This is a genomic window from Exiguobacterium profundum (assembly GCF_001909285.1).
Classification (GTDB): domain Bacteria; phylum Bacillota; class Bacilli; order Exiguobacteriales; family Exiguobacteriaceae; genus Exiguobacterium; species Exiguobacterium profundum.
The window spans coordinates 969,540-993,327 of the sequence record NZ_MRSV01000001.1 but is presented as its reverse complement, the minus strand read 5'-3'; the positions used below and the strand labels follow the sequence as shown (position 1 = coordinate 993,327).

27 protein-coding genes are annotated in these 23,788 nt (G+C 49.8%); 10 read left to right on the top strand and 17 right to left on the bottom strand.

Annotated features, from left to right (window positions below):
• The first annotated feature begins 25 nt into the window (after positions 1-25).
• Genes BBB58_RS05285 through BBB58_RS05265 form a run of 5 tightly spaced genes read left to right on the top strand, consistent with a single transcriptional unit; the run spans position 26 to position 3,968 of the window.
• Positions 26-1,345 (top strand): 6-phospho-beta-glucosidase, encoded by a 1,320-nt coding sequence (locus tag BBB58_RS05285; protein ID WP_074035971.1) that lies wholly within the window; start codon positions 26-28, stop codon positions 1,343-1,345.
• Positions 1,342-2,661, top strand: a complete 1,320-nt coding sequence (locus tag BBB58_RS05280; protein WP_012727188.1) for a PTS sugar transporter subunit IIC — start codon at positions 1,342-1,344, stop codon at positions 2,659-2,661. The genes BBB58_RS05285 and BBB58_RS05280 overlap by 4 nt, the downstream gene beginning before the upstream one ends.
• On the top strand, positions 2,658-2,990 hold the full coding sequence (locus tag BBB58_RS05275; RefSeq protein ID WP_084156011.1) for a PTS sugar transporter subunit IIA: 333 nt from the start codon (positions 2,658-2,660) through the stop codon (positions 2,988-2,990). Before BBB58_RS05280 ends, BBB58_RS05275 begins: the two co-directional genes overlap by 4 nt.
• A complete protein-coding gene (locus tag BBB58_RS05270; protein WP_012727190.1) occupies positions 2,987-3,280 on the top strand; it encodes a PTS sugar transporter subunit IIB in 294 nt (97 codons plus the stop codon). Before BBB58_RS05275 ends, BBB58_RS05270 begins: the two co-directional genes overlap by 4 nt.
• Entirely contained in the window at positions 3,273-3,968 is a 696-nt protein-coding gene (locus tag BBB58_RS05265) for a carbohydrate deacetylase (protein WP_074035970.1), read from the top strand. Before BBB58_RS05270 ends, BBB58_RS05265 begins: the two co-directional genes overlap by 8 nt.
• Before the next feature lie 35 nt (positions 3,969-4,003).
• Here BBB58_RS05265 and BBB58_RS05260 read toward each other — a convergent pair whose 3' ends face one another.
• Both BBB58_RS05260 and BBB58_RS05255 read right to left on the bottom strand, forming a co-directional pair.
• A complete protein-coding gene (locus tag BBB58_RS05260; protein ID WP_074035969.1) occupies positions 4,004-4,564 on the bottom strand; it encodes an AAA family ATPase in 561 nt (186 codons plus the stop codon).
• Positions 4,565-4,666: 102 nt separating this feature from the next.
• Entirely contained in the window at positions 4,667-5,797 is a 1,131-nt protein-coding gene (locus tag BBB58_RS05255; protein ID WP_074035967.1) for an AI-2E family transporter, read from the bottom strand.
• A gap of 170 nt (positions 5,798-5,967) precedes the next feature.
• On the opposite strand from BBB58_RS05255, the gene BBB58_RS05250 reads away from it, so the two are divergent.
• Complete coding sequence (locus tag BBB58_RS05250; protein ID WP_074035965.1) at positions 5,968-7,125, top strand: S1 family serine peptidase; 1,158 nt, start codon at positions 5,968-5,970, stop codon at positions 7,123-7,125.
• Positions 7,126-7,136: 11 nt separating this feature from the next.
• Here the strand turns inward: BBB58_RS05250 and BBB58_RS15150 are convergent, their stop codons facing one another.
• Positions 7,137-7,301, bottom strand: coding sequence for a hypothetical protein (locus tag BBB58_RS15150; RefSeq protein WP_012727200.1), 165 nt, complete (start codon positions 7,299-7,301; stop codon positions 7,137-7,139).
• A gap of 19 nt (positions 7,302-7,320) precedes the next feature.
• Entirely contained in the window at positions 7,321-7,545 is a 225-nt protein-coding gene (locus BBB58_RS05245; protein ID WP_074035963.1) for a hypothetical protein, read from the bottom strand.
• 119 nt (positions 7,546-7,664) lie between these two features.
• Between BBB58_RS05245 and BBB58_RS05240 the strand changes: the two genes are divergently transcribed.
• Complete coding sequence (locus BBB58_RS05240) at positions 7,665-8,540, top strand: hypothetical protein (protein WP_074035961.1); 876 nt, start codon at positions 7,665-7,667, stop codon at positions 8,538-8,540.
• Between the two features lie 35 nt (positions 8,541-8,575).
• Here BBB58_RS05240 and BBB58_RS05235 read toward each other — a convergent pair whose 3' ends face one another.
• The 9 genes from BBB58_RS05235 to BBB58_RS05190 form a co-directional block, all read right to left on the bottom strand.
• The gene (locus BBB58_RS05235) at positions 8,576-9,325 is read right to left on the bottom strand and encodes an SDR family NAD(P)-dependent oxidoreductase (RefSeq protein ID WP_074035959.1); all 750 of its coding nucleotides are present in this window, start codon (positions 9,323-9,325) and stop codon (positions 8,576-8,578) included.
• Between the two features lie 113 nt (positions 9,326-9,438).
• Positions 9,439-11,103, bottom strand: coding sequence for a methyl-accepting chemotaxis protein (locus BBB58_RS05230; protein ID WP_084543040.1), 1,665 nt, complete (start codon positions 11,101-11,103; stop codon positions 9,439-9,441).
• A gap of 233 nt (positions 11,104-11,336) precedes the next feature.
• A complete protein-coding gene (locus tag BBB58_RS05220) occupies positions 11,337-13,181 on the bottom strand; it encodes a methyl-accepting chemotaxis protein (RefSeq protein WP_074035957.1) in 1,845 nt (614 codons plus the stop codon).
• Positions 13,182-13,305: 124 nt separating this feature from the next.
• Positions 13,306-14,283 (bottom strand): hypothetical protein, encoded by a 978-nt coding sequence (locus tag BBB58_RS05215; RefSeq protein WP_074035955.1) that lies wholly within the window; start codon positions 14,281-14,283, stop codon positions 13,306-13,308.
• 18 nt (positions 14,284-14,301) lie between these two features.
• A complete protein-coding gene (locus BBB58_RS05210) occupies positions 14,302-16,038 on the bottom strand; it encodes a hypothetical protein (RefSeq protein ID WP_074035954.1) in 1,737 nt (578 codons plus the stop codon).
• A gap of 124 nt (positions 16,039-16,162) precedes the next feature.
• Complete coding sequence (locus tag BBB58_RS05205; protein ID WP_074035953.1) at positions 16,163-16,375, bottom strand: DUF2922 family protein; 213 nt, start codon at positions 16,373-16,375, stop codon at positions 16,163-16,165.
• A gap of 27 nt (positions 16,376-16,402) precedes the next feature.
• Complete coding sequence (locus BBB58_RS05200; protein WP_074035952.1) at positions 16,403-16,615, bottom strand: hypothetical protein; 213 nt, start codon at positions 16,613-16,615, stop codon at positions 16,403-16,405.
• A 26-nt stretch (positions 16,616-16,641) separates the two neighbouring features.
• Entirely contained in the window at positions 16,642-16,782 is a 141-nt protein-coding gene (locus BBB58_RS05195; protein ID WP_074035951.1) for a YvrJ family protein, read from the bottom strand.
• Positions 16,783-16,850: 68 nt separating this feature from the next.
• On the bottom strand, positions 16,851-17,060 hold the full coding sequence (locus BBB58_RS05190) for a hypothetical protein (protein ID WP_074035949.1): 210 nt from the start codon (positions 17,058-17,060) through the stop codon (positions 16,851-16,853).
• Between the two features lie 320 nt (positions 17,061-17,380).
• Here BBB58_RS05190 and BBB58_RS05185 point away from each other — a divergent pair, with 320 nt between their 5' ends.
• Positions 17,381-17,806 (top strand): MerR family transcriptional regulator, encoded by a 426-nt coding sequence (locus BBB58_RS05185; protein ID WP_074035947.1) that lies wholly within the window; start codon positions 17,381-17,383, stop codon positions 17,804-17,806.
• A 67-nt stretch (positions 17,807-17,873) separates the two neighbouring features.
• Here the strand turns inward: BBB58_RS05185 and BBB58_RS05180 are convergent, their stop codons facing one another.
• The 3 genes from BBB58_RS05180 to BBB58_RS05170 are packed head-to-tail and all read right to left on the bottom strand — an operon-like array spanning position 17,874 to position 20,811.
• Positions 17,874-18,194, bottom strand: coding sequence for a YxeA family protein (locus BBB58_RS05180; protein ID WP_276327315.1), 321 nt, complete (start codon positions 18,192-18,194; stop codon positions 17,874-17,876).
• 36 nt (positions 18,195-18,230) lie between these two features.
• Positions 18,231-20,063, bottom strand: a complete 1,833-nt coding sequence (locus BBB58_RS05175; RefSeq protein WP_074035943.1) for an FtsX-like permease family protein — start codon at positions 20,061-20,063, stop codon at positions 18,231-18,233.
• A complete protein-coding gene (locus tag BBB58_RS05170; RefSeq protein WP_074035941.1) occupies positions 20,050-20,811 on the bottom strand; it encodes an ABC transporter ATP-binding protein in 762 nt (253 codons plus the stop codon). The genes BBB58_RS05175 and BBB58_RS05170 overlap by 14 nt, the downstream gene beginning before the upstream one ends.
• 106 nt (positions 20,812-20,917) lie before the next feature.
• Here BBB58_RS05170 and BBB58_RS05165 point away from each other — a divergent pair, with 106 nt between their 5' ends.
• A complete protein-coding gene (locus BBB58_RS05165; protein ID WP_074035939.1) occupies positions 20,918-21,607 on the top strand; it encodes a response regulator transcription factor in 690 nt (229 codons plus the stop codon).
• A gap of 12 nt (positions 21,608-21,619) precedes the next feature.
• Positions 21,620-22,993 carry a sensor histidine kinase gene (locus tag BBB58_RS05160; RefSeq protein ID WP_074035937.1) on the top strand — a complete coding sequence of 458 codons (1,374 nt, stop codon included), beginning with the start codon at positions 21,620-21,622 and terminating at the stop codon, positions 22,991-22,993.
• An 88-nt stretch (positions 22,994-23,081) separates the two neighbouring features.
• Here BBB58_RS05160 and BBB58_RS05155 read toward each other — a convergent pair whose 3' ends face one another.
• A complete protein-coding gene (locus tag BBB58_RS05155) occupies positions 23,082-23,741 on the bottom strand; it encodes a hypothetical protein (RefSeq protein ID WP_074035935.1) in 660 nt (219 codons plus the stop codon).
• Positions 23,742-23,788 lie beyond the last annotated feature (47 nt).

Below are 23,788 nucleotides of genomic sequence, written 5' to 3'. Positions count from 1 at the left end.
GCTTTCAAAAGGAGGAGTTGGCACCATGGCAGTCAAGGTCGTCATCATCGGCGGTGGGTCCAGTTACACCCCGGAAATCATCGAAGGATTGATTGATCGACAGGCAACGTTCCCCGTTCGGGAGATCGTGCTCGTCGATATCGAAGAAGGGAGGGAGAAACTAGAGATTGTCGGTCGTCTCGCTCAGCGGATGATTGAAAAGGCAAACGCCGAGATCACACTCAGTTGGACGCTCGATCGAAGAGCCGCACTCGTCGGCGCAGATTTTGTATCCACACAGATTCGGGTCGGTGGACTCAAGGCACGCGCGCTCGATGAACGCATCCCGCTCAAGCACGGCTTCATCGGGCAAGAGACGAACGGCGCAGGCGGATTATTCAAAGCATTCCGTACCATCCCGGTCTTGATCGACTTGGCAAATGAAGTCGCCGAGATTTGTCCGGATGCCTGGCTCGTCAACTTCACCAATCCGGCGGGCATCGTCACCGAGGCCGTACTCAAGCACTCATCTCATAAGAAGGTCATCGGTGTATGCAACATCCCGTTCAACATGCGAAACTCGGTCGCTGAGATCCTCGAGACACCTGTCGAACGAGTCGCGATTGAATTTATCGGATTGAACCATTTCGTCTTCGGTCGTCACGTATGGGTCGACGGCGTGGACCGGACGAGTGACGTCCTCGCCTCGCTCAACTCAGGCAACGATTACTCGCCGGCGAACATCGTCGGTCTCGGTTGGAGCGAATCGTTCCTATCGTCACTCGGCATGTTACCGAACCCGTATCACCAGTATTACTTCCAGACGAAAGATGTGTTGAAGAAAGATCTTAAGGCGTACGCACAAAATGGCACCCGTGCCGAAGTCGTGCAACAAGTCGAGACACAGTTGTTCGAGAAATACAAAGACGTCGATCTCGCCGTCAAACCGGAAGAGCTTGAAAAACGTGGAGGCGCCTACTATTCAGACGCCGCCTGCAACTTGATGGACTCGATTCACAACGACCGCGGTGACATCCAGACGGTCAACACGCTCAATAACGGCACGATTCGAGATTTACCAGACGATGCGGTCATCGAAGTGAACGCCGTCATCACGAAGTCGGGGCCTCGCCCAATCTCCATCGGCGCGTTGCCGCTACCGATCCGTGGGCTCATCACGAACTTAAAAACGTTTGAACAGCTCGCCATCCAAGCGGCTGTATCCGGCACGTACGAGGACGCCTACCTTGCCTGCCTCATGAACCCGCTCATCCAGGACGAGAAACGGATCGACCCGCTTCTTAAAGAGCTGTTCACAGCGCACGAGGCGTACCTACCCCAATTTAAGAAGGAGGTTTACTCATGAACAAGTTTATTGAAATCGCGGGACGTATTGGGTCCCAAAGGCACTTAGTCGCCATCCGTGACGGATTCGTTTCCGTCATGCCACTCATCATCGTCGGGTCGCTCGCGGTCCTCATTAACAACTTCCCAGCCATCAACATCGGTGGTCTCTCACTCGACTTCGTCGGCTCGATGAACAGCATGTTCGGCGAAGGTAATTGGCAAGGGCTTGGCGGTAGCATTTGGAACGCGTCCTTCGCGATACTCGGGCTCCTGATCGCCTTCTCGATCGGGTATAACTTGGCCCGTTCATACGGGATTGACGGGCTCGCGGCGGGGATCTTGTCGCTCGCCTCGTATATCATGCTCGTACCGGTCACTGCTGACTGGGGTCTCAACTTCGCATGGCTCGGCGCACAAGGTCTCTTCGTCGCCATCATCGTATCGATTGTCGTTACAGAAATGTTCCGCTACCTCATCAATACGAAACTGACGATCAAGATGCCAGAAGGTGTACCAGGTGGGGTCACACGTTCATTCCAAGCGCTCATCCCATCAATGATCATCTTGACGGTTGTCGCAGGATTCCAGCTCTTCATGACGCTCGTCGTCGAACTCAGTGTATTTGAAGTCATCTTTAAAGCGATCCAACAACCGCTCCAAGGATTCGGCGACTCACTCCCGGCTGCCTTGCTCATCGCCTTCTTGAACCACATCCTTTGGTTCTTCGGGCTTCACGGGACGAACATCATCGGCTCGGTCATCGAACCGGTCTACCTCCCGCTCATCGAGCAAAACTTGGCTGCCTTCCAAGCTGGAACGTCAGCGTTTGATGTACCGTACACGGTCACAAAACCGTTCTTGGATGCGTTCGTCTTCATGGGTGGATCGGGTACGACGTTCGCGCTCTTACTCGCGATCTTCATCGTCGTCCGCAAACAACGGAATCACCCGTATCACCAAGTGGCAAAACTGTCGACACCAGCCAGTCTCTTTAACATCAACGAACCGGTCATCTTCGGTCTTCCGATCGTATTGAACCCGATCATGCTCGTACCGTTCATCTTAGTGCCGGTCACGCTCACCATCGTCTCTTATGTCGCGCTCTCGACAGGCATGGTTCCGAAGACAGTCGCCATCGTCCCATGGACAACACCACCAATCATCAGTGGCTATTTGGTGACGGGCGGTAGCGTTCGCGGCGTCTTGCTCCAAATCGTCAACTTGTCGATTGCGACAGCGATGTATATTCCATTCGTCATGGCAGGAGCGAAGGCGATGACAGCCGAAATCAATAAAAACAAAGCTGCTACTGAGGAAGGAGAAAAGATTTCGTGAAAACCGAAACCATCCAAGAACTCTCGTTTATGATTATCTTACATGCCGGAAATGCACGCTCATCTGCATTCGAGGCTATCGCTGCCGCGAAACGCGGTGAAGCGGACGAAGCGGCGGCAAAGTTGAAAGAAGCCGACGCGGCCTTCTTGGACGCACACAAGCTACAAACGGAGCTGTTACAAGAAGAGGCACGGGGGACGACGAGCGACATGAGCGTCCTCCTCGTCCACGCACAAGACCATCTTATGACGGCGATGACCGTGAAAGAACTCGCCGTCGAAATGATTGACATGATCACCCGTTTGAATCGATTGGAGGAAACGACATGAACATCTTACTCGTCTGCTCGGCAGGAATGTCGACATCAATCTTAGTGGAAAAAATGCGGAAGGAAGCTGCCGCACGCGGACTCGACGCATCCATTGACGCGATTCCGGAGTCGCGCTTGAAAGAACAGTCGAACGTCGACGTCATCTTGATCGGACCACAAGTCCGCTACCTCGAAGGCAAAATCAAGTCGTCCGTCGACGTCCCGGTCGCGGTCATCGATAACATGGCGTATGGGATGATGAAAGGCGACCTGGTCCTCGACCAGGCACTCGGTCTCGTCAATGCTTAAAACGTTCGTCCTCGTCAACGCCGATGACTTCGGCTTGACGACGGGTGTGAACGCCGGCACACTCGACAGTCACGTGAATGGAATCGTCAATTCGGCGACGATGATCATGAACGGGTATGCCGTCGAGGAAGCGGTCCGACTCGCGAAACAACATCCGTCGCTCCGTGTCGGGGTCCATCTCGTCTTGTCTTGGGGCAAACCGCTCGCCGACACGAGTGCTCCCCTCACGAAAGAAGATGGTACGTTCCGCTACACGAGCCGCTTCATGACTGAAGACTCGCCTGACCCGGGACTCGTCTATTTGGAGTGGAAAGCCCAAATCGAGGCGTTCCTTGCGACAGGACTTCCACTCGACCATCTCGACAGCCACCATCACATTCACGGTTGGCCGGTCCTGCACGACGTCATCATTCGTCTCGCTGAAGAATACGACACGACGTTTCGGGCCTTAACAACGCTCGGGTCACGCCGAGACTTGTGGGTGACCGAACGGTTCAGTGATCAGTTCTACGCGGATGGCGTCTCCCATGCGACGCTCGATGCCATCGAACCAGGACGATCCATCGAAGTGATGGTCCATCCGGCCGACCTCGATGATCGTCTTCCGAACGTCACCTCATATCTTGTACCACGCCTCCTCGAAAAACAGGTGTTGGTCGACTATGAACGCCCCGAATGGTGGGCATGAGAAAAGCGAGTTCCCTTTGACGGGGACTCGCTTTTTCATAGGTCAAATGCTTGTTGAATCTGTGCCGCTGTCTCCTCTGGACTTAAGTTCGTGTTATCGATCCGGAGATAATGCTCGACGTCTAACTCCGCGGGACGTGAGTTCAATCGGTACATCGTCGCCGTCTGCTTCAGTTCCGCTTCGGACCAAGCGATGTCACGTTTCGACGGTTTATGGGTGAGGCGGTTCTCCGTCGTATTGCGCGCAAGGCGTTCCTCTATCTCGGCTTCGAGCTCGACATAGTAGATGTCCGCCCCGTGTGACTCGAACAAGCCCGTCACCTTCTTCACGTAATCCCAGTCCTCCTGCATGTCAAACGCCCAGACGAACGTGAAAATCATGCCGGGTAAATCACTCTTGGCGACCGCCTCGAACAGTTCTTGACGAAAGTGTTGGACGAGTCGCTTCCCTTCCGGCGTCCCGTAATTGAAGAACGGTCCGACGAGGTCGATCGTCATATGGTTGTGGAATAATTTCAGTCCGGTTTTGTCGGCGAGCGCCTGTCCGACCGTCATCTTGCCGACGGCTTGCGGACCAAATAAGATGATGAATTTCATGAGATGAGCCCCTTTTGTGTCTGTTCATTTCATTTATCATACTAAAGCCGGCGCCGATTTTCATGCAATTGACCAAATTTTCCATGGAATAATGCGGGAGCATCATTTTACTGACCGATCAATTTGTGATTTCGACGATTTACGTAACTGATACAACTTTTGAAGGTTAAGAAATGTGACTTTTAACACGGCGTAGAAAGGAACAGCAAGCAACATACCGACAATACCGGCTAATCGACCTGCGACGAGTAAGACCAAGGTAATCGTGATGGGGTGGACCCGTAGCGACTTTCCTTGTACAAGAGGAGAGATGACGTTGGCATCTAATTGTTGAATGATGGTAATCGCGACAATGACATAAATCGCTTTGACCGGTTCATCGATGAACGCGATCACGACAGCTGGAGCGGCCCCGAGAAAAGGACCGAAATAAGGAATGATGTTCGTAGCAAAGATAAAGATTCCGAGCGGCAAGAAGAACGGGACATCGAGTAACCAGAGCGCAATTGTCGCAAAGAAGCCGACAAACGTACAGACGATCAACTGGGCTCGAACGTATCGTTTGATTGTCTCATGCATGTCATGAAGGATTTGACGGGCATCTTGTTCATAAGTTCCTGGGACCCAGCGCACAATCGCACTCGCCAGTTTTCCTCCATCAATCAGCATAAACACATACAAGAACAAGGCGATAAATAGGGTGAATAATCCCGAGATGATAAACGCGAGAACACGACCGAGTGACCCGGCTACACTACCAATCACTGCGCCGACCGTATCCGTCAATTGACGAATCCACGTGTCAATGGAGGTCTCATTTTGATTGATATAGTTCTGGAACCACGTATACTCTTCCAAGGCTCGATACAAGTTGACAAGTTGCCGGTAACTCGCTTCCGCCACTCGTGGAAAGGCATCGAGGAGAGCAAAGAGTTGGCGAGTCAAGATCGGACCGAGGGTGATCACAAACAAGACAGCGAGAAGGAGTAATGACAAGAGAATAACGAGAATCGCAAATGATCGTCGCTTTAACCTACTTTCGAGCCAATCGACGAATCCGACAGTGAGATAGAATAAGACTCCTGCGATTAGAAATGGCGTGAAAAAAAAAACAAAAAAGATTCCGAGCGGGTAAAAGATAAATTCGACTTGCTTCAACATAAAAAGAATCGTTAAGATGAGCAGCACCCAAATCCCGTTACGAAAGGCAGGGGTGAGCCAGAAGGGTTGCATGGCATGTCTCCTTTCATGGAATCATACCTACTTTTTCCCCGATTCCTAAAAATCATTCTTTCTCAGGAAAACAACATCATTCATCCGAACACCCTCCAAAATATTTGTTTACCTCTTTCCAAATGAAGGAATAAGCATAGCATCGAACTTTATGGAAAGAAGGTGCCCCTGTGACTTGTCCCCACTGCGGAAAGAAGACACGATCGAAAACGATCTGTCCGACGTGTGGCCGTCGCTCACGTCGCACGATTTGGTTATTTGCCACTCCATTCGCTATCGCACTCATTGCCTTTGTCACCTTCATTGGAAACGCCTATTTCAAGGACGTGCTGCGTTCGTCCGACTCGCTCGCCGATCAGGTCAACTTGCCGATTGGGGAAGATACGGTCTCCGCTGACGAAGCGACACCGGTCGACTTCGCCGCCTTACAGGATAGCCTCTTCACCGTCAGTTACGGAACGGGATTTTTGGTGAGCTCACGCGATGTCGTCACCGCCGCCTCGAATGTGGCCGGGTTGACGAATATCATCATGTACCATGATGGTGAGGCCGTCTCCGGCACCGTCGTCGGTCGGACGAAGCTCATTGCCGTCATTCGAATTGAAGAGACGGAGAACACACCATACACACTCACGCAAGCGATCGCCGCAGAGGACGAGACGTTGACCACATTGACGATGCAAGAACGCATCAACGGTACGGTCACATTCGCCGAGAACGGCTATAGCCGAAACTTTGAATTGCCACGTCATGCGTATGGCAGTCCACTTCTTTCAGCATCCGGGCGAGTCGTCGCCATCCATTTGCGTGGGATTGCCTTGCCGACCGCATTATTTGAACAAGACATCCGTACGTTCATCGCAAAAGATGCACCGGCACCACCCCCTATCGAACTCGCACCGGTTGAACCGATCAAACCGGATTTGACAGAAGAACCGGTCGTCGTTCCGGAAACACCTTCTATTCCTGAGGCACAACCTGAAATCCCACCTGTCACTGAACCGGAGGCACCGGTCGAGGAAGAAGTCGAAGAGGAGGTTGTGGAAGAGCCCGAACCGACGACACCTGAAGTGACGCCAGAAGAACCTGCGGAACCGCCGAGTGAATCGGAGGAACCGACGGATCCACCGGAAACGGAAGAGCCGATTGAAGACGATCCTCCGGTGACTGAGCCGGAGGAACCGAGCGAACCGGAAGAGCCAGCGGAGCCAGAAGAACCGACGACGCTCGAACCAGACGGGGATGAGGACTCCATCGTCGAAGACGATCCGGACACTGAAGAAAACATAAATGAAGAAGAAAACGACACAAGCACTCCATCCGAATGATGGAGTGCTTGTTATTCGTCACGTGTGAAACGTCGTTGGAGATTGCCGAGCACCGCTCCTAGTCCGAGTAGTAGAATCGACAGCGCCCAGAACGGGAGCGCGTCTTGCAATAACCAGACGACGAGGGCACTGAAGCCGACGACGGCTCCAAGCCATAGAAAGTTCCGTTGTCCCATGTCATTCACCTCGTCCTCATCATAACACATCGACCCGATGTGCCGTCGCTTGCGGTGGCAAGGAGCGCGTCAACCGTTCATTATGCTCGACTCGAACCTGTTGTCCGATGAGAAGCGGTGTCTCATCCAAAAGAGGTCTCGGTACATGAAACACGATGCCGTCAAACGGTTCTGCCTCCCGCGTCGGCGTGACGCGGATTTTCTCATCTATCACCTCTGCGACATATCCAGTGAACGTCGCCATGCCGTTCCCCTCCTTTCCAGTCCTTACTTTCCATTTCCCGTTTTTGCAAAAGATGCTACTCGACTGTGACAAGAACAAGTATAATAGAGCGACACTAGTACTTGTGAGGAGGACACCCTATGACACAAACGATCGATTTACACACCCCAGAGTTCCAGCGCACGTTCCTTGAGATGATGCTCCTCGCAGAATTAACGGAAGCTTATAACGCTGAAGCCATCAATGACATGGCGACACGGGGCGAGACCGCGTTCCCGGACGACCCATTCTTCCCGGCGATGCGTGCTTATCCATATATTCGAGAAGGTGACACCGATTCGGCCAAACCGTGGCTCGAGAAAGCGAGTTCGCTCGGTGACCACTACATTCTTCATATGTTAAAAGGATTTGTCAGTGAAGACACCGGGTTCACGTTCGAGGCGGAACAACACTTTCTCCGTGGCGTCGAACGCTATCCGGATGTCCCAATCATGCATCGCGCCCTTGCCGTCCACTACTTCGACCGCAAATTCCATGGTGAGGCCGGTCTTCATATCATGAACTATGTCCGGCTTGCCGGATTTGGTCCGGACACCGTCCCGATGTTGCTCGAATTTTTCCAAGTGTATGACGACATTCCGCTCGATATGGTCGATGAACTGATGAAGACGGCGAGCGGTTACTTAACATTAAACCCGCATGATCCGCATGCCCATTCCTTATACGCGTCTATGTGTAGCCATCGTTTCGCTGCACTGACGGCCGAGTTGAAGGACGATGACCCGCTTACCGATGAGATGATTTGGATGCTCCTTGAAGTCGAGAATCACGGGATGTGGAGTGCGACCTATGACCGCAGTGAAGAGCGGATGTTCCGCCATATGTTCGCCGAATACGTCGACAACGTCATTCTTCCGAACACGTCACAGTTTTATGTATGGCGCCTTCGGTTACGTTACTTGACACGTCGCCTGACACACCGCTTCACGGGTGGCTACTCTGTACCGACATCCTAAAAAAACATCACGCCAACAGGGCGTGATGTTTTTGTTTATCCGGCATACGGTTTAATCGGTCCACGCAGGCTGAACGAGTAGTCCTCCGGATCGACAATTCCGACGACTTCGTCGCCTTCAAGTAACTCCCATAGGAACTCCGCCATCTCGCGCGCCGTATGATATTTCGCGACGTTCTCACTGTAGTCGAATCCTTCCGTATCGCGAGCCCGGTCGGCGAAGCTCGTCTCCGTTGCGGCCGGCGCGAGTACTTTCGCCCGAAGTTTGGCCCCACTCTGCTTCAACTCTTGTGCGAGTCCTTCCGTATATGCACTCACGAAGAACTTCGTCGCACAATACGTGACCGAGTTCGGGACGATTCGATATCCCCCGACAGACGACACGTTCAACAGCTGTGCCCCTTCGATATCATGATAATCTCGAACGTATAGACTCGATAAGACGGTGAGCGCCTCGATATTCAAACGAATCATGTTCTCGATTTTACCGAGGTCGACGTCCTTGATGAGATCTGCATCCCCGAATCCCGCATTGTTGATCCACGTCTCGATGTCGAGATCCGCAAGCGATTCATATAATCCGTACACGTTCTCGCTATATGATAGGTCGGTCGATTTGATGATGACGTCACTGTCCGACGAGATCGATTTGATTTCATCACGCAACGATTCGAGCTCTTCTTTTCGTCTTGCGACGAGCACGAGCGACTTTCCCTTTTCAGCGAGCAACTTCGCTGTCTCATACCCGATACCTGAACTGGCTCCTGTAATGACCGTATACTTCATATAATCCACTCCTTTTTGTCTTTTATCTTGTTGTTCATTCCCCACTTTCTTCATCGCAAATCGTTTCGATGTGAACGAAAAAGCCCTGACTCCAAGGAGACAGGGCTTTCAACTTATGTCGTGAATCGACCAATCAGTGTCTGCAGGTCACTCGTCATATTGCCGAGTGATTCGGCGACACCGTTCAATTCTTGAATCATCGCGAGTTGGGCGTCAGCCGTCTCACCGACCGTACGCATCGTGTCGGCCATCCCTTCACTGTCTTGTGACATTTGAAGAGAGGACGTCGCAACTTGTTTCGTCGTCTCCGCAATCTCATGCGAGGCGATGCGGATATGTGACGTATTATCGACTGATGTCTCGAGCTGACTGACAATCTGTTCGAATGCGCGTGTCGCTCGTTCGAGCAACAACGTGTTCGTCTCGACGCGTTTCGCACTGACGACGTGTTGGTCGAGAACAGCGTTCGACTGTGTCTGAATCGACTCGATCAACCCGGCGATCTGTGTCGCCGACTGTTTCGACTGCTCGGCAAGTTTACGCACTTCTTCTGCAACGACGGCGAACCCTTTTCCTTGCTCACCGGCACGTGCCGCTTCGATGGCCGCGTTCAATGCCAACAAGTTCGTCTGGTCGGTGATCGATTGAATGACCTCGGTGATAAGGGCGATCTCGTCAGACTGTTGCTTCAATGCCGAAATCGATTCTCCCGTCAGACGTGTCTCCCGCTCCAGTGCGAGCACCTCGTCTTTCGCCTGAGCCATCGTCGCACCACCTTCTTCGGCGAGCTTCAAACTCTGTGACACGTCATCGTCAATCGAGCCGATCGAGCCAGCGATACGACCGATGCCTTCATCGGCAGCAGCCACCGCTTGAGATGTTCCCGTCGCTTCTTTCGCCTGCGCGACCGTTTCTTCCACGACTCGGTCGATGAGACGTGTCGTTTCCTCCGTCTGTGACGCCATCTCTTCCGTACTCGCATACAGTTCTTCCGATTGTGCTGTGATTTCCTGTGCGTTTTGGGTGACGCGGTCAATGAGTTCACGCAAATTACCCTTCATGCGGTTGAATCCGGTCATCAATTGTCCGATTTCATCTTGCGTGAGCGCCTGAAGGTCATCGCGGGTCAAATCACCTTCCGCGACTACTTCTACCTCTTTCGCTAGGAATCGCAACGGGGTCGTGACCATATGACTAATGGCATATCCGGCACCAAACATCAGTATCAGACTGACAACTGCGATGACGACCGAGTACCAAAAGGCACGCTCACCTGCCTCCTGCAATTCGGCTTGCATCGCAATTAACTGCTCTTCTGTTTCGGCTTGTAACGTCTCACCTGTCGATGAGATGGATTTGGTCACGTCCGGCATGAGACGGAATACTAATCGATCGATTGCTTCTTGATCTTTTGAGTCTATCGCCGCGATGGCTTGTGTCGCCAACTCATCATATCCTGTCGCGTATCCGAGTAACGATTCATATTCCTTTCGTTCGGTCTTATTGTCCGCGAGTTCAATCAACGATTCGATGGCGGCTTTCTTCTCTTCTCCGCCCCGGCTGATTTGTTGTTTGCGCTCATCATCCTGTAGGAGCACATACCCGCGGACACCATACGCTTGACGGACCATCCCGAGCGCCAAGTCGTCTGCCGCTTTCATCTTCATGACATCGTTTGAAATCATGTGTTCATATTGACTCGTCATCCGGTCGAGCGTCCACAGATTGTATCCCATTCCAACGATTGTCAAAATTAGAATCAAACCGATACTCGTCATGATTTTTCTTTATAACGTCCATTCGTTCAACATCTTTTTCACGTACTACGAGGAGTAATCTCCTCTTCCACCTCTTTTTCTCTTTATTTTTATGTATTGCCTTTTCTTTATCGGACACAACAGCCTAATTTGTACCAACAATTTGAAATTAATTTATGTATTGACCTATCTTTTTTTTTTTTTTTACTGTGCACAAAAAAAGAACCAGACATCTGCCTGGTTCTGAGTCTTGCTTATAGCTTGAATTGCGCCACGCGATTCGAGAGTTCGGTCGCCCGTTGTTCTGTTTCGCCCATCTTCGCCTGAACGTCGTTGAAACGCTCGACTGAGAGTTGAACTTTCTCTGAAATCGACTGCGTTCCGTCCGCGCCTTCTGTCACGGTCGTCGCCACTTCTTGAATGACACCAAGAATGTTGTCCGTCATATGGCGAAGTTGAAGCGCGTTACCTTCGAACGTCTTCGCTGTCTCCCCGAACACTGTCGCATCCTGTTCATATTGCGTTGCCGACTCTTCGAGACGATCGTAGTCGGCCATGACTTTCGTATTGAGGAACGTCAACATATCTTCCGAACTCGTGTTGAGTCGTTCGACCGAATCGATGACCGTGTTTGACACGTCACGAATCTCGTTGACCGTCTGACGTGAGTTTTCCGCTAATTTGCGGATTTCTGATGCAACGACCGCAAAGCCGCGACCTGCTTCCCCAGCACGTGCCGCTTCAATCGAAGCGTTCAAAGCGAGTAAGTTTGTCTGGTCAGCAATCGCAAGAATAGCTGTCGTCAAGACACGAATCTCTTCAACCGACTGTGCTCCTTTGATGGCTTCCGCGAGCTCGACCTGTTTCTTCTCGATAATTGCCACTGCTTCTGTTTTCGAAACAACGGCTTGTTCCCGCATCTCGTGCGCTCGAGCTTCGACACGATTTGCCGTTTCGGCACTCTCGTTGGATAAGTCGACGATTGAATCGATCGAACTTCCCATTTCTGTCGTCGAGGCACTCATTTCTTGCGAAGAGGCTGCCGTTTCTTCCATACCGGCCGTCAATTCTTCGACCGTTCCAGACGTCTCTTCCATATAGTGACTGAGTCGCGTCACTTCAGCAGATACGTCTTTTGAAGACGAGAGAACGACTTTCGCTGTCTCGTCGACATCAATCATGATCTCACGTAGTGTCGCGAGGAACGTGTTGAATGAACGACTGACTTGTGCAATCTCATCATTCGACGTGACCGGAATCGTCATCGTCAAATCGCCACCTTGGGTCGCGAGTTCATCAAAGCGTGTCTGAAGTGTGCGCATCGGTCGAATAATCGAGCGTAACAGGCTGAGGCCAAGGAACAAGAGAATCGCCACAGCCCCGACCGTCACGGCAATCAATGCCATAAGGGACTGCATGAATTCACTTTCCATGTTCTGTCCGACACGTTGTGAGCCTTCCGAGTTGTAGTCGACAAGGTCCGCTAGTTTTTGTGTGAAGTTGTCATATGTAGACTTGGACTGCGCATCATAGTATGAGCGCGCCATCCCTGTGTTACCGGTCGAGCTGAACGTCAACATGTTGTCCGAGACGCGTTGATACATCTCCCATTGACGCGAGAAATTCTGGAATAGTTCTTTGTCTTCCGCACCTGAAGCCGTTTTTTTATACTTTGGTGCAATCGTATTGATTTCTTCACGAATCTCTTTCATCCGTGTCATGAGCTCTTCTTTTTTGGTCGCATCCTCTGTCACGATGTGATCGAGTTCGAGTGTTCGATAGTTTGCGGCGAGTGTGTTGAGTTCATGAGCATAATCGAGCCCTTTGTTCCAGTTATTGACGATATCGTCCGCTTGACGGTTCGCGTCACTCATTGAAAACAGTGCGTAACCACCGACGCCAAAGACCATGACGAGCGATATGATGACGAGCCCCCATAATTTTTGACGAATCGTCAAATTCTTTCCAACGTTCGCTCCGAAAGATGTCGTGCGTTCACGCTTCTCTCCGCGCTTCCATTTGAGTGTCGGTTTCCACGTCCATGTCGGTTTTCGTTTGATCCGGCTCAGTGCCTTAGACCATGTTGATTTCCATGCCATCTATGTATTCCCCTCTCAATCATGCAGTGTTTCCTATACTATCGACAATTTTCAGAAAATAATGAAGAGAATTGACCAAACTTAAAAAAGGTGACTCAAACTGCAAGAGTCACCTTCTGACTATTCAATACACAGATTTCGTTGTTTGATTCGTTCGATTCGCAGGTGTCACGACTTTGAATGTCAGTTTCGACCCACGTCGCTGCGTTCCGATATAGACGTTGGTCGTCGTCGAGCCGATGGACTTTTTGGCGACTAACTTACTGCCGTTGTAGACATACAGCGTGCCATACGGGACGTTCGTTCGTACTGCTACCGATTTTGTCGTCGAACGGATGGTCCCTGCGCTGATTGTCGGACGAATCCCCGACTTGACCACAACTGATTTCGCGTCACGATGAATTCCAGACTTCGCCTCGAAATAGAGCTTCGTTCCAGCACGAGGACGGCTGAACGTGAGCGTGTAGGACCCATTTGCATTCGATTTTGTTGTCGCGATGATTTTCGAGCCATTCTTTAACGTCACGGTCGCGTTCGGTAGTGTCTTCCCGACCCGTTTCGTCTGTTCGTCCGTCAACGTCACCGATGGGATTGTCGCACTTGGTAGCCTATACGTTAGCGTCTTTCGTTTCGATCCGTATGAAGATTCGATGATGACTGTTGTTCCCGGTTTTGCCGAAATATGATATCGATTCGTCCCGACAACGCGAGTATAGAGTACGACTCCGTTTGAGATGAAATTGATATCCGTATTTGGATCGTGTGCCAACGTGAACGTCGCGGATGAAGACGTGAGGAGAACATCTTTCACCGTCAATACTTTTGGTGTGTCACTCGTCACTTTTTTTTCTAGCGTTTGGGTAAGTTCTGGACGAAAACTCGCAACAAGTTTAATTGTCTGGCCTTCGCGTAGCGGTTCTTTCAAGTTGATGACGTTGAGACCTTTCGTCAGGCGTTTCGCCGATTCGGATCTACCGTTACGAGAAACAGCGAGAACCGGGTCTAACTTGTCGTTAAATACGGTAATCGTCGTGTCACCTGTTTTTGGTTGTTTTGTCCACGTAAAAGATGGCATCGGATAGTCTTTCGTAACGTAGACCATCTCGTAAGGACGTTCTTGTCAAAGGACACGGAAAAAGATCCGGTATGACCAGGGTTGGTCAGAACTGTATGTCGTCAATTGCGCCACACCGTGTTCATCCGCCTGAACTTCTTTCACTTCAAATGCTGTTTTCGAATTTAATTGTCTTACTTCCACTTTTGCGTGAGGTTCTGTCTGGATAGAGACCCCTTCCATTCGCGTTTCTGTCAGAACTTTTGTTGGATTGTTGATTACCGGCTGTCCAAGCATAAATCTCTTTTTGACAGACGCTTCTGTTGCTTGACGGTAATCCCATGCATCAGAAACATATAGCTCGATTGTTTGATTTCCTTCAATGATTCCACTCGAGAGCGTGAAGCGCCCGGTCTCGTCTGCTTGAACGGGACTCGAACACGTAGCGAACGACGCTTTTTCACACGAAAGATATACGGTCGCATTCGGTGCCGTTATTCCGCTAATCTCCCCGACTGCTCCGTATTCGAACGAAGTGTCCACTTGAAGCGGAAGTTGTTTGATCGGTTTGAACGACTTCCAATGGTCCAGCATGGCAAAGCTGACCTTAGCGGAGAACGATTGATCAAATGATGGAATCGTATAGCCTTCCGCGAACGATTGTGCCGACTCGACTTGTGTCACATCCGTCGGCAATTCAGCAACAGGCACCTTATGTTCGATTCCATCAACGGTTGTGATGGTCGCCATGAGTTGATATGCATGATTCAGCCACGTATGCCCCTCCTCCGAGTTGCCAGTAGCTTTCAACCACGTGTACATTTCTTTCGGTTTTTGCCCGAAACGTTCGATTGACAACAACCACTGGTCGTCTTGCACGAAATACCCATTCTCGATTAAATCGAACTCGCTATTCGTGTTGCGCGTGCGCAAGCTCGTCTCCGTGATGCGACCTTCCGCCAAATCAATCGTGACCATCGAATCATCAAACGTCACACCATAGTAAAGCCCATCGTGATAGACCAATGACGTGAGATCGTAGTGGACCTGCCCGTTCAAATTGAGCGTTTGAATCGTTCGGGTTGCGAAATCGTAGACGTATAAATGATTGGATCCTTTCATAAAGAGTCGATCGGTCTTCGACTCAAAATCGATGGACAACGATTCATTCGGATACGTTGTCTTTTCTAGTTCTTCTCCCGTTTCAAGTGAGAGATGTGTGATCGACTTGTCGGACGTGTTGAATGCAATCAATTCATCAAGATTCGTCCCTAACATCAGACTTTGTCCCGAAATGAGCGGGTAAGTCCTTTTGACCGTTCCTTTCATATCCGTCAACGCCCATTCGTTTTTGTACGAATCACGCCAGAGCATCACGTCTCGACTGGCATCATACGATACGAGGTACGCCCGATGTGGTGATTCTAAGGAATCGATTCGAGATGTCGTTCCGTCTCGTTGGACGCGGATGAGGGGTTGGTCATATTGCGGAACGGCAATCCATTCCTGTCTGTCTAGACTCGCAATCCACGAGCGGACACCTCCGTAGCTCCCCTCGTCACCAGATGAATGCGTCGTTAAGTCCCCTGGATAGTCAATGATAACGGTGGACTGATTATTCGGGTCATGCAGGCGCGTCTTCCCGTTCAGATAGTCTAGATAAAATGGTGACTGCGGGATGACTTTAATCGATTGTTCAAGTTTTGTCCCGGTCTCGATTATAGAAGTGGCCCATGCCTCCTGCTTTGGCAACATAAGCAACATCATCATCATCAGCATGATGGCATATAGATATCGTTTCAACTTTTTACAAACCCTTCCTTAATTTATTTATTTTTTGTTTCTTTAAATATAATTGTTAATTATGATTTTTGAAAGATAATTATGTAAATAAAAAGAAGCATCGCCATGGCGATGCTTCTCGACCTCATTTCTCACTCAATACGGTCTGCGTACCTTCAATCATCTTGATTTCGGTCCACTCCATCACGTTCTTCGCGAGCGGATCGTTGGCGACCATGAAGTCAGCAAGCGCTTCTACTTTTTGGGCTTCGACCGGTTGTTTCACGTTATTCAAGCGGAAGCGTACGACCTTGTGGAATGCATCTAAAAATGAGATTTCAAGTTTTGTGTCAGTCATGGGTTATTCTCCTCCTTAAGATGTGGGTTAGACTAAATCGTATTCACGGACGATGCCGAGGTCTGCTCCCTCTTGAATGACGAGATCAATCAAGAGACGACCGAACGCATCAATCGTATCTGCCGTCAGGTCGGCACGAATTGGACCGAACCGTTGTGCTTTTTTTTTTTGTTTCGCTGTTTGTACGTCATGATGCGTCGTCAAAACGAACGTTGCTTTCTTCTCTGTTAAGACAGCCATGGGGGATGGCTCCTTTCAATAGGGGATTAGGTTTCTGATGCGGTCGAGGTATCCATTCGTTCGAGCAGCTGGATCATACGATCGAGCTTCGTCTCAATCCGATGAAGCAAATAGAGCGAGACAACGATAGGGAACCCCAAATTTGAGATGAGTTCGGGCCAACTCATGTGACCACCTGCTCATCGTGCCGAGGATTGGCAGCGGGACGAGTGAGGTTTTTCATAAGTCCTCCCTGTTAATACACTAGAAATTCTTGGGCCACGACGTAGTTGGCGGATTCCACATCAATCAGTGCCTTGATCAAGTCAGCAAACTGTTTCATCCGCGCCTCATCCATCCGACTTCCAAGCGGTCCATAGCGGACGAGTTGCTTTTTTTTTTTTCCGTCGAGTTGTCGTCGGGTGTCCAAATAAAGCATCGTCGCCGTTTCTCGATATGCTGCCATTTGTCTCACCTCCTTCGTCCTTATTAACCGCTTACAAGGTCAAAGTGCTCATTCTATTTTTCTATAACAATAAGTGACGATAGTCCTAAACTATCTGAATATTTATTCATTTTTTTTTTTTTGTCTACTTTCTTGAGTTTTCATATTAAGTAGGGTATCTTAATCTTCGGCAGACAGCATTCAAAAATACGTCAAAAGTACCATGATTTATTCAAAACATTTGAAAAAACTGTAAGTTAAATTCTTGTAAATGGGGTACGATACGTAGGAGGGCATTTTTTGTTTTTTACTAGTCAGTCTTGAAGAAGGAGACATACACGATGAACAGCCTAGACCTCGCAAGCTTTGCCTCAATTCCTTCCGCTCAACACGACTTCGACCAAGCCGACCTGACGTTTTCAGCGACCGAATGGGATACATACCGACCGGAACAGGGAAAACTAATTTCGTATAAAGAGCAGCATCTAATGGTCTATCCGCTCAAAGAATTGAGTCGCGCCTTTAGCGTGGCCGGCATCCCACGCAGCCAACAGCAATTGATCAAATGGGAAACAGATGGCGTCTTGCCACCGACCCCATTTACGTTCGGCCGGAAGCGATTCTATACGGAAAATCAGATTCGTACCATTGTCGACATCGCACTGGAATGCGGATTGCGTCCACGAACACATGTGAAGAAAACAAACTTCTCTGAATTGGCGCATCATGAACTAACGTACATACTCAAACTTGAACTTCATGCCTAGGAAACTCCTCTCGTCTGAGTAGGCAAAAAAATCATTCGTCATGATGTTCGTGACGAATGATTTTTTTTTACAACTTCTCAATGACTGGACGAGGAAGCTCTTCCCGTTTCACTTCGTCGTACGAAGTCACGGTATCTTCATCTTTGACATAAAGACGTAAGAACGCCCCCTCCCGAAGTTCTTTCCCGGCGGTAAAGGTGACTTCTTTCTGGTCACCTTCCTCCGTGAACGCGGATTGTGTATAAATGTAACGCTTCATCACATCGCCGTTCTCGAGCGTCGTCTCTTCTACATCCGTCGCTCCTCCGATTTCAACGAAAAGGTTATCCTTCCCAATTCGATTCCAATCCACCTGCGTTAATCCAACGACCAATACAATCGCAACAATTGCAATTCCAATCCATTTTTTTATTTTTTTCTCTCCTTATCGAATCGCCGTCATGAAGCGGCGAACTGTGATGCCATAATAGACCGCATAAATGGTCGTATAGACGCCCATCCACACGAGAACCGGTATCGTGAAATTCATGCTCAACAAGTTTGAAAACGCGATGAGCGCCACGGTCGCATGAAGAATCCCGAGCGCGAACGGAGCGAGAAAGACGACGATGATCTGTTGGCGCACCGTCCGGCGCACGTCCCGATCGGATATCCCGATTTTCTGTAATATCGCATACTTCGCCCGGTCATCCTCTGCCTCCGTCATCGTCTTGAAGTAAATGACGCTACCTGTTGCAACGAGAAAGACGAGCCCAAGGAATGTCCCGACAAAGAGGAGCGCCCCGTTCATTGCCATCGTCTCGGCGTACACGTCCGGTGCACTCGAGAACGATTCAAGCCCGAGTTCCGCTAGACGCTCAGACTGTTCGCGCTGATCTTTGAACGACTCCGTGAGGGCAACGTGATACGTCTCGCTCGGCTCCGTCATCGTCTTGAACATGTCGTCGGCGACGACGAGGAACGACCCGCCGAACGTCATCACGTTGAGCGGTGATTCTTCAAGACGCGTCGACACGTCAACCGTCTGTCCTGACAGTTCGACCGATTCAAGATTCTCCGAGTAACGTTCGTCATAGAACGGGTCGACCCATACGACCTCATCCTGTTTGAACGGTGCCGGCTCTGCCACGCCGAGACCTTGCAGAAGATGGCGGTATGTCGATTCATCGATGACCCCGAGCTCACGCTCTCCGTATTGCGCTTCCGTCCGAATCGTCTTTTGTTCGACACTTGATTCGAACGTCGCTCCGTTCACCTCGACCGCATCCCCTTTCCAAGCATACGTGTATGGTGTATAAGAGGCGACATTCTCTTCCGCGTAGTAGTAGACGCTAAAGATGGCACCTCCTGCCGTGATTGCTGTCGCGCTGATGATGCTGATCAACGTGAGCGTCTTCGCGTTCCCGCGAATGCGATAGAGGAGCTGTGACGTCGTCAACAAATTGAGTCGTTTCCACGACCAGCGTTCGTTCCCTTTCAACCATGTCAATGCGAAAATCAAGACACTGTGAAAGAGAAGCGCAGACCCGATGACACTCAATCCGATAATGAGAAGCGGCATCGCGAGTCCGAGCATTCGCCATAGCGATGACGTCATCAGATCCTGAAGCGCGAGCCAGTATGCCGCTCCAATCGTGAGCACACCTGTGAGTGCGACCCATCCTTTCGCCGTCGGAACTCCTTCCCCACTCTTATCCGCATGGAACAAGTCAATCAACTTGAAACGATAGATGACGCGGTACCCTTGGAATGATGTGAAAAGGAAAATAGCAAGAAAGACAAGGAACGTCTCGATGAATGCCGACGCAGAGAAAGCGAATCCGATGTTCAAGTCACTGTCCATCAATCGCATCAACAGTTGCAAAAGCGCATTCGACCCGAACAGGCCGAGCACGATTCCAACGACCAAGGACACCGCTCCAATGACGATATTCTCAAACAAGAGCAAGAGTCCAATCTGTTTCTTTCGGACCCCGAGTAATGAGTAGAGCCCGACCTCTCGCTTAAGTCCTCTCAAAAAGAAGGCGTTCGAGTAGGCAATAAACAAAGCGACGAACAACATGAGGATGAACGTCGACGTGCTCATCAACCCGCTGATCTTTTGCGATGTTTCCGCAAGCGCACTGATTTCATGACTGTGCTTGAGTGTCGCGAACGTGAAGTAGATGACGATGGAAAAGATGGTCGTCCCGACATAGAGTGCGTATCGCGACAGATTCCGTACGACGTTTTTCTTAGCGAGCTCAAATAGCGTCATCGACCGCACCGCCTTTCGCGAGCTCCTCGAGGATTGATTGGTAGAATGCGTCTCGTGAGGCGTTGCCGCGAATGAGCTCTTTCTTCAACTGTCCGTCTTGAATATAGAGGACTCGGCGGCAAAAACTTGCGGCGAAGGCGTCATGCGTCACCATCATGATGGTCGTCTCCGCTTCATTCAACCGAGCGAGGGTATCTAAGAGATCGGTCGCCGACTTCGAGTCGAGCGCACCGGTCGGCTCATCGGCAAAGATGAGTTTCGGGTCCGAGATGAGCGCCCGACAAACAGCCGTCCGTTGTTTCTGTCCGCCTGAGATTTGATACGGGTACTGCTCGAGGATCCCTTCGAGTCTGAATCGTTTCGCTAACCGTTCGACCTTTGCGCGTGTCTCATGAACCGGCGTCTTCGAGACGGCGAGCGGGAGCAACATGTTTTCCCGGACCGTCAATGAATCGAGCAAGTTATAGTCCTGAAAGATGAATCCAAGATGGTCACGTCGAAAATCGGCAAGAGCCTCCTCATTCATCGCCGCAATGTCATCGCCTTCGACTAAAATCTCACCCGACGTCGGTGTATCGATTGTCGCGAGGACGTTGAGCAACGTCGATTTCCCAGCCCCGGACGGCCCCATGATTCCAACGAACTCCCCATGTTCAATGGTGAAGGAGACGTCATCGAGCGCTCGAAACGTCGCGTTCCCTTTCCCGTATGTCTTTTGAATCGCTTTTACTTGTAATAATGTTTCCATGTTCAGCACCTCTTTCTGTCCCTTACATTACGCCCTCTGTCTTAACTCCAACTCACGCGTACCTTACAAAATCCTTACGTGATATGCTTAGAAAGAGGTGATGACGATGGAACAGCCACGGATTCTCATCGTGGATGATGAACAAGATTTATGTATATTGATTCAACGCGCGCTTGAAAAAGAAGGATTTCATGAGATTCGGACCGCTCACACATTGAAAGACGGATTTGATGTCTTCGAGACGTTCCGCCCTCACTTGGCGATCTTAGACGTTATGTTACCGGACGGTGAAGGCTATCAGCTTTGCCAACAGATGCGAGCGCAGTCCAACATCCCGATCCTCTTTCTCTCTGCCAAATCGGAAGAGGTCGATAAACTACTCGGTCTCGCCATCGGTGGAGATGACTACATCACGAAGCCGTTCAGTCCAAAAGAAGTGGCATTCCGTGTAAAGGCTCAGCTCCGACGGGTTTCAATGATGGAAGCACCAATGCCCGAGACGACGACCGTCGGCCCCTTTCAAATGAATGAAGACGAGACGGAAGTGTATGTGAACGGGGAGCGATTGGAGTTGACGGCTAAAGAAGTCGGTCTTCTCGCCTGCTTTTTACGCAACCCGAACCGAATTCTCAGCAAGGAGACGCTCTTCACGCAAGTGTGGGGTGAGTCATTCTTCGGATCCGACAACACGGTCATGGTCCACATCCGACGTCTCCGTGAAAAAGTCGAACCGAATCCATCTGATCCGACATATATCAAGACGGTCAAGGGACTTGGCTATCGGCTGACGGTATAAGGAGCGATCATGATGAAATGGAAACTGACCGGTCGCTATTTGTTGTCGATTCTCCTTATTGTCGCGCTCGTCGTCTTCTTGAACATTACAATCTTATTCGGCCTCCTTATCAATGATCGAACGGGACTTGATGATGTCGAGAGCAACGCCGGGGAGACCTTCACCCGAAACTTCAGCACCTATGTATCGCTTGAGGACGGTGAACCCGTTGTGTCAGAAGCCGGGCGGGAAGCTCTTCGCCAAACGGGTGCATTCGTCCGCTTTTTAGATGAGACGGGACGTGTCGTCAGCGAGGTCGATGCCCCGAGTGGATTACCAGACGCCTATTCTCCAATCGAATTGATTCAAATGTATAAATATATGGATGATGACCTCCGACTCTACTTCATCGGGGAGTATGAATCGTACAGTTATCTCATCGGTGTGCCGGAGGCAAATGAGCGTCGGGTGCTCTTTATGTTAGACGAACAGGCAGTCCTTTCGTATATCACGAAGGCGTTCTTCTGGATTCTAGTTGTCGATTTACTTGTCGCCGCCTTGATCGGTTTATTGTTCAGTTCACGATTGACGCGCCCTGTATATCGCTTGACCGAACGGATTCAACAGCTGAAGCAACGTGATTTTTCGACTACCGAACCGAAGCAGTCAGGGATTTACCGTCCTGTTTTCTATGATTTGAATGCCGTCTCACAGACACTTAAAACGTATGAACGTCAGCGCGAAGAACTCGAAGAACGTCGAAAAGAGTGGATGAGCAACGTATCTCACGACCTGAAGACCCCGCTCGCCTCCATCCAAGGCTACGCCGAACTACTTGATGATGATTCGTTAGATGACACCGAGCACAGACAATACGTACATGTGATTGAACGACAGGCTAAGTATATGAAGGAACTGCTCGACGATTTCAATTTGACGATGCGTCTGCAACACGGCGATTTCCCACTTACGCTCGAAGAGACAAACCTCGAGCCGTTCGTTCGTGAGCTCGTCATCGACGTGTTGAACGATTCTCGCTTTGGGGAGCGTCACATCGAGTTTGAGGCTACTCAAGCAGCGACCGTCTCGCTCGATCGTCACTTTATGAAGCGAGCCTTGCTCAACTTCTTGTATAATGCTCTTCTCCATAATGACGATTCGGTGCACGTGACAGTCCACATCGAGGGTGACGTCGTGACGATTGGAGATGATGGAAATGGGATTGCAGAATCCGAATTGCCCTATATCTTTGAACGCTATTACCGAGGCACGAATACAGACGACGCACGCGGGAGTGGTCTCGGCATGGCCATCTCACGGGACATCATCGAAGCCCACGGCGGGAAAATAGAAGTCGACAGTGCACCGGGACACGGCACCACAATTCGAATCACATTCATGACATAGCAAAAGGGACGCTCAGGCGTCCTTTGCAAAAAATAGACAAAAAAGCACCTACTTCATTTCAACGCGAATAAAGTAGATGCTTTTCTTTTTATATTTGAAAAGGCAGAAACGACAGGATGCCAGTTTCTTTAAAAATGAAGAATATGATAACCGTAGAAACAGTTAAAATGATTCGACGTTCTGTTATCTTAAAAAATATTGAATAAAGCACAACCGCAGTCACAAGATTAAATCCACTTTGAATATCGATACCAAAGTAGTGAATACGTACTTGAGCTGCTTCAGTATTAAATAAGAGATCTGGAAGAAAATAGTAGCCTTGTTTGAATAGAAAGGCAGTAGGTATTGAACCTAAAATAGCGGCGCCTATCCCTCTTTTACCGGCATTCCAAATGATTAACGCATAGACAGAGGATAGGACTGCGATAGTTAGCCATATTCCAAATAGTTGATAAGGTAAGAATCCTAAGTTCAAATAGAACATTAGGTAATAAGCTAAAACTGTGGAAACAAGCAAAATAATCGAATGAATGGAAGCGTTTAATCGTGACTTGCTAAACACAGCTACTAATGTCACTAGGAATAGCCAAAACTCAAGTGTAGTATCAAAATCAATCAAAGGGGAACTACTCGCATATTGATCTAAGAATCCCAAGAAAATTCCCAATAACCCTAACAAGATATAATTCTTAAATTGGCTAAAAAAAGTAATTTCATGAGTTGACTGTTGTGGCGTTGAGCTATTCATATGTATTTGAGTCCCCAATCTAAACTTTAGGTAAGTTATAAGAGTGA

What these genes read in the sequence shown, in the direction of transcription:
- BBB58_RS05245 (WP_074035963.1), bottom strand. Translation starts at nt 7,545, where the DNA reads ATGGCGACGTTCACTGGATATGTCGCAGAGGTGATAGATGAGAAAATC.
- BBB58_RS15150 (WP_012727200.1), bottom strand. Translation starts at nt 7,301, where the DNA reads ATGGGACAACGGAACTTTCTATGGCTTGGAGCCGTCGTCGGCTTCAGT.
- BBB58_RS05260 (WP_074035969.1), bottom strand. Translation starts at nt 4,564, where the DNA reads ATGAAATTCATCATCTTATTTGGTCCGCAAGCCGTCGGCAAGATGACG.
- BBB58_RS05265 (WP_074035970.1), top strand. Translation starts at nt 3,273, where the DNA reads ATGCTTAAAACGTTCGTCCTCGTCAACGCCGATGACTTCGGCTTGACG.
- BBB58_RS05165 (WP_074035939.1), top strand. Translation starts at nt 20,918, where the DNA reads ATGGAACAGCCACGGATTCTCATCGTGGATGATGAACAAGATTTATGT.
- BBB58_RS05155 (WP_074035935.1), bottom strand. Translation starts at nt 23,741, where the DNA reads ATGAATAGCTCAACGCCACAACAGTCAACTCATGAAATTACTTTTTTT.
- BBB58_RS05205 (WP_074035953.1), bottom strand. Translation starts at nt 16,375, where the DNA reads ATGACTGACACAAAACTTGAAATCTCATTTTTAGATGCATTCCACAAG.
- BBB58_RS05280 (WP_012727188.1), top strand. Translation starts at nt 1,342, where the DNA reads ATGAACAAGTTTATTGAAATCGCGGGACGTATTGGGTCCCAAAGGCAC.
- BBB58_RS05200 (WP_074035952.1), bottom strand. Translation starts at nt 16,615, where the DNA reads ATGGCTGTCTTAACAGAGAAGAAAGCAACGTTCGTTTTGACGACGCAT.
- BBB58_RS05170 (WP_074035941.1), bottom strand. Translation starts at nt 20,811, where the DNA reads ATGGAAACATTATTACAAGTAAAAGCGATTCAAAAGACATACGGGAAA.
- BBB58_RS05270 (WP_012727190.1), top strand. Translation starts at nt 2,987, where the DNA reads ATGAACATCTTACTCGTCTGCTCGGCAGGAATGTCGACATCAATCTTA.
- BBB58_RS05215 (WP_074035955.1), bottom strand. Translation starts at nt 14,283, where the DNA reads ATGGTCTACGTTACGAAAGACTATCCGATGCCATCTTTTACGTGGACA.
- BBB58_RS05240 (WP_074035961.1), top strand. Translation starts at nt 7,665, where the DNA reads ATGACACAAACGATCGATTTACACACCCCAGAGTTCCAGCGCACGTTC.
- BBB58_RS05160 (WP_074035937.1), top strand. Translation starts at nt 21,620, where the DNA reads ATGAAATGGAAACTGACCGGTCGCTATTTGTTGTCGATTCTCCTTATT.
- BBB58_RS05220 (WP_074035957.1), bottom strand. Translation starts at nt 13,181, where the DNA reads ATGGCATGGAAATCAACATGGTCTAAGGCACTGAGCCGGATCAAACGA.
- BBB58_RS05235 (WP_074035959.1), bottom strand. Translation starts at nt 9,325, where the DNA reads ATGAAGTATACGGTCATTACAGGAGCCAGTTCAGGTATCGGGTATGAG.
- BBB58_RS05285 (WP_074035971.1), top strand. Translation starts at nt 26, where the DNA reads ATGGCAGTCAAGGTCGTCATCATCGGCGGTGGGTCCAGTTACACCCCG.
- BBB58_RS05255 (WP_074035967.1), bottom strand. Translation starts at nt 5,797, where the DNA reads ATGCAACCCTTCTGGCTCACCCCTGCCTTTCGTAACGGGATTTGGGTG.
- BBB58_RS05175 (WP_074035943.1), bottom strand. Translation starts at nt 20,063, where the DNA reads ATGACGCTATTTGAGCTCGCTAAGAAAAACGTCGTACGGAATCTGTCG.
- BBB58_RS05230 (WP_084543040.1), bottom strand. Translation starts at nt 11,103, where the DNA reads ATGACGAGTATCGGTTTGATTCTAATTTTGACAATCGTTGGAATGGGA.
- BBB58_RS05185 (WP_074035947.1), top strand. Translation starts at nt 17,381, where the DNA reads ATGAACAGCCTAGACCTCGCAAGCTTTGCCTCAATTCCTTCCGCTCAA.
- BBB58_RS05195 (WP_074035951.1), bottom strand. Translation starts at nt 16,782, where the DNA reads ATGAGTTGGCCCGAACTCATCTCAAATTTGGGGTTCCCTATCGTTGTC.
- BBB58_RS05190 (WP_074035949.1), bottom strand. Translation starts at nt 17,060, where the DNA reads ATGGCAGCATATCGAGAAACGGCGACGATGCTTTATTTGGACACCCGA.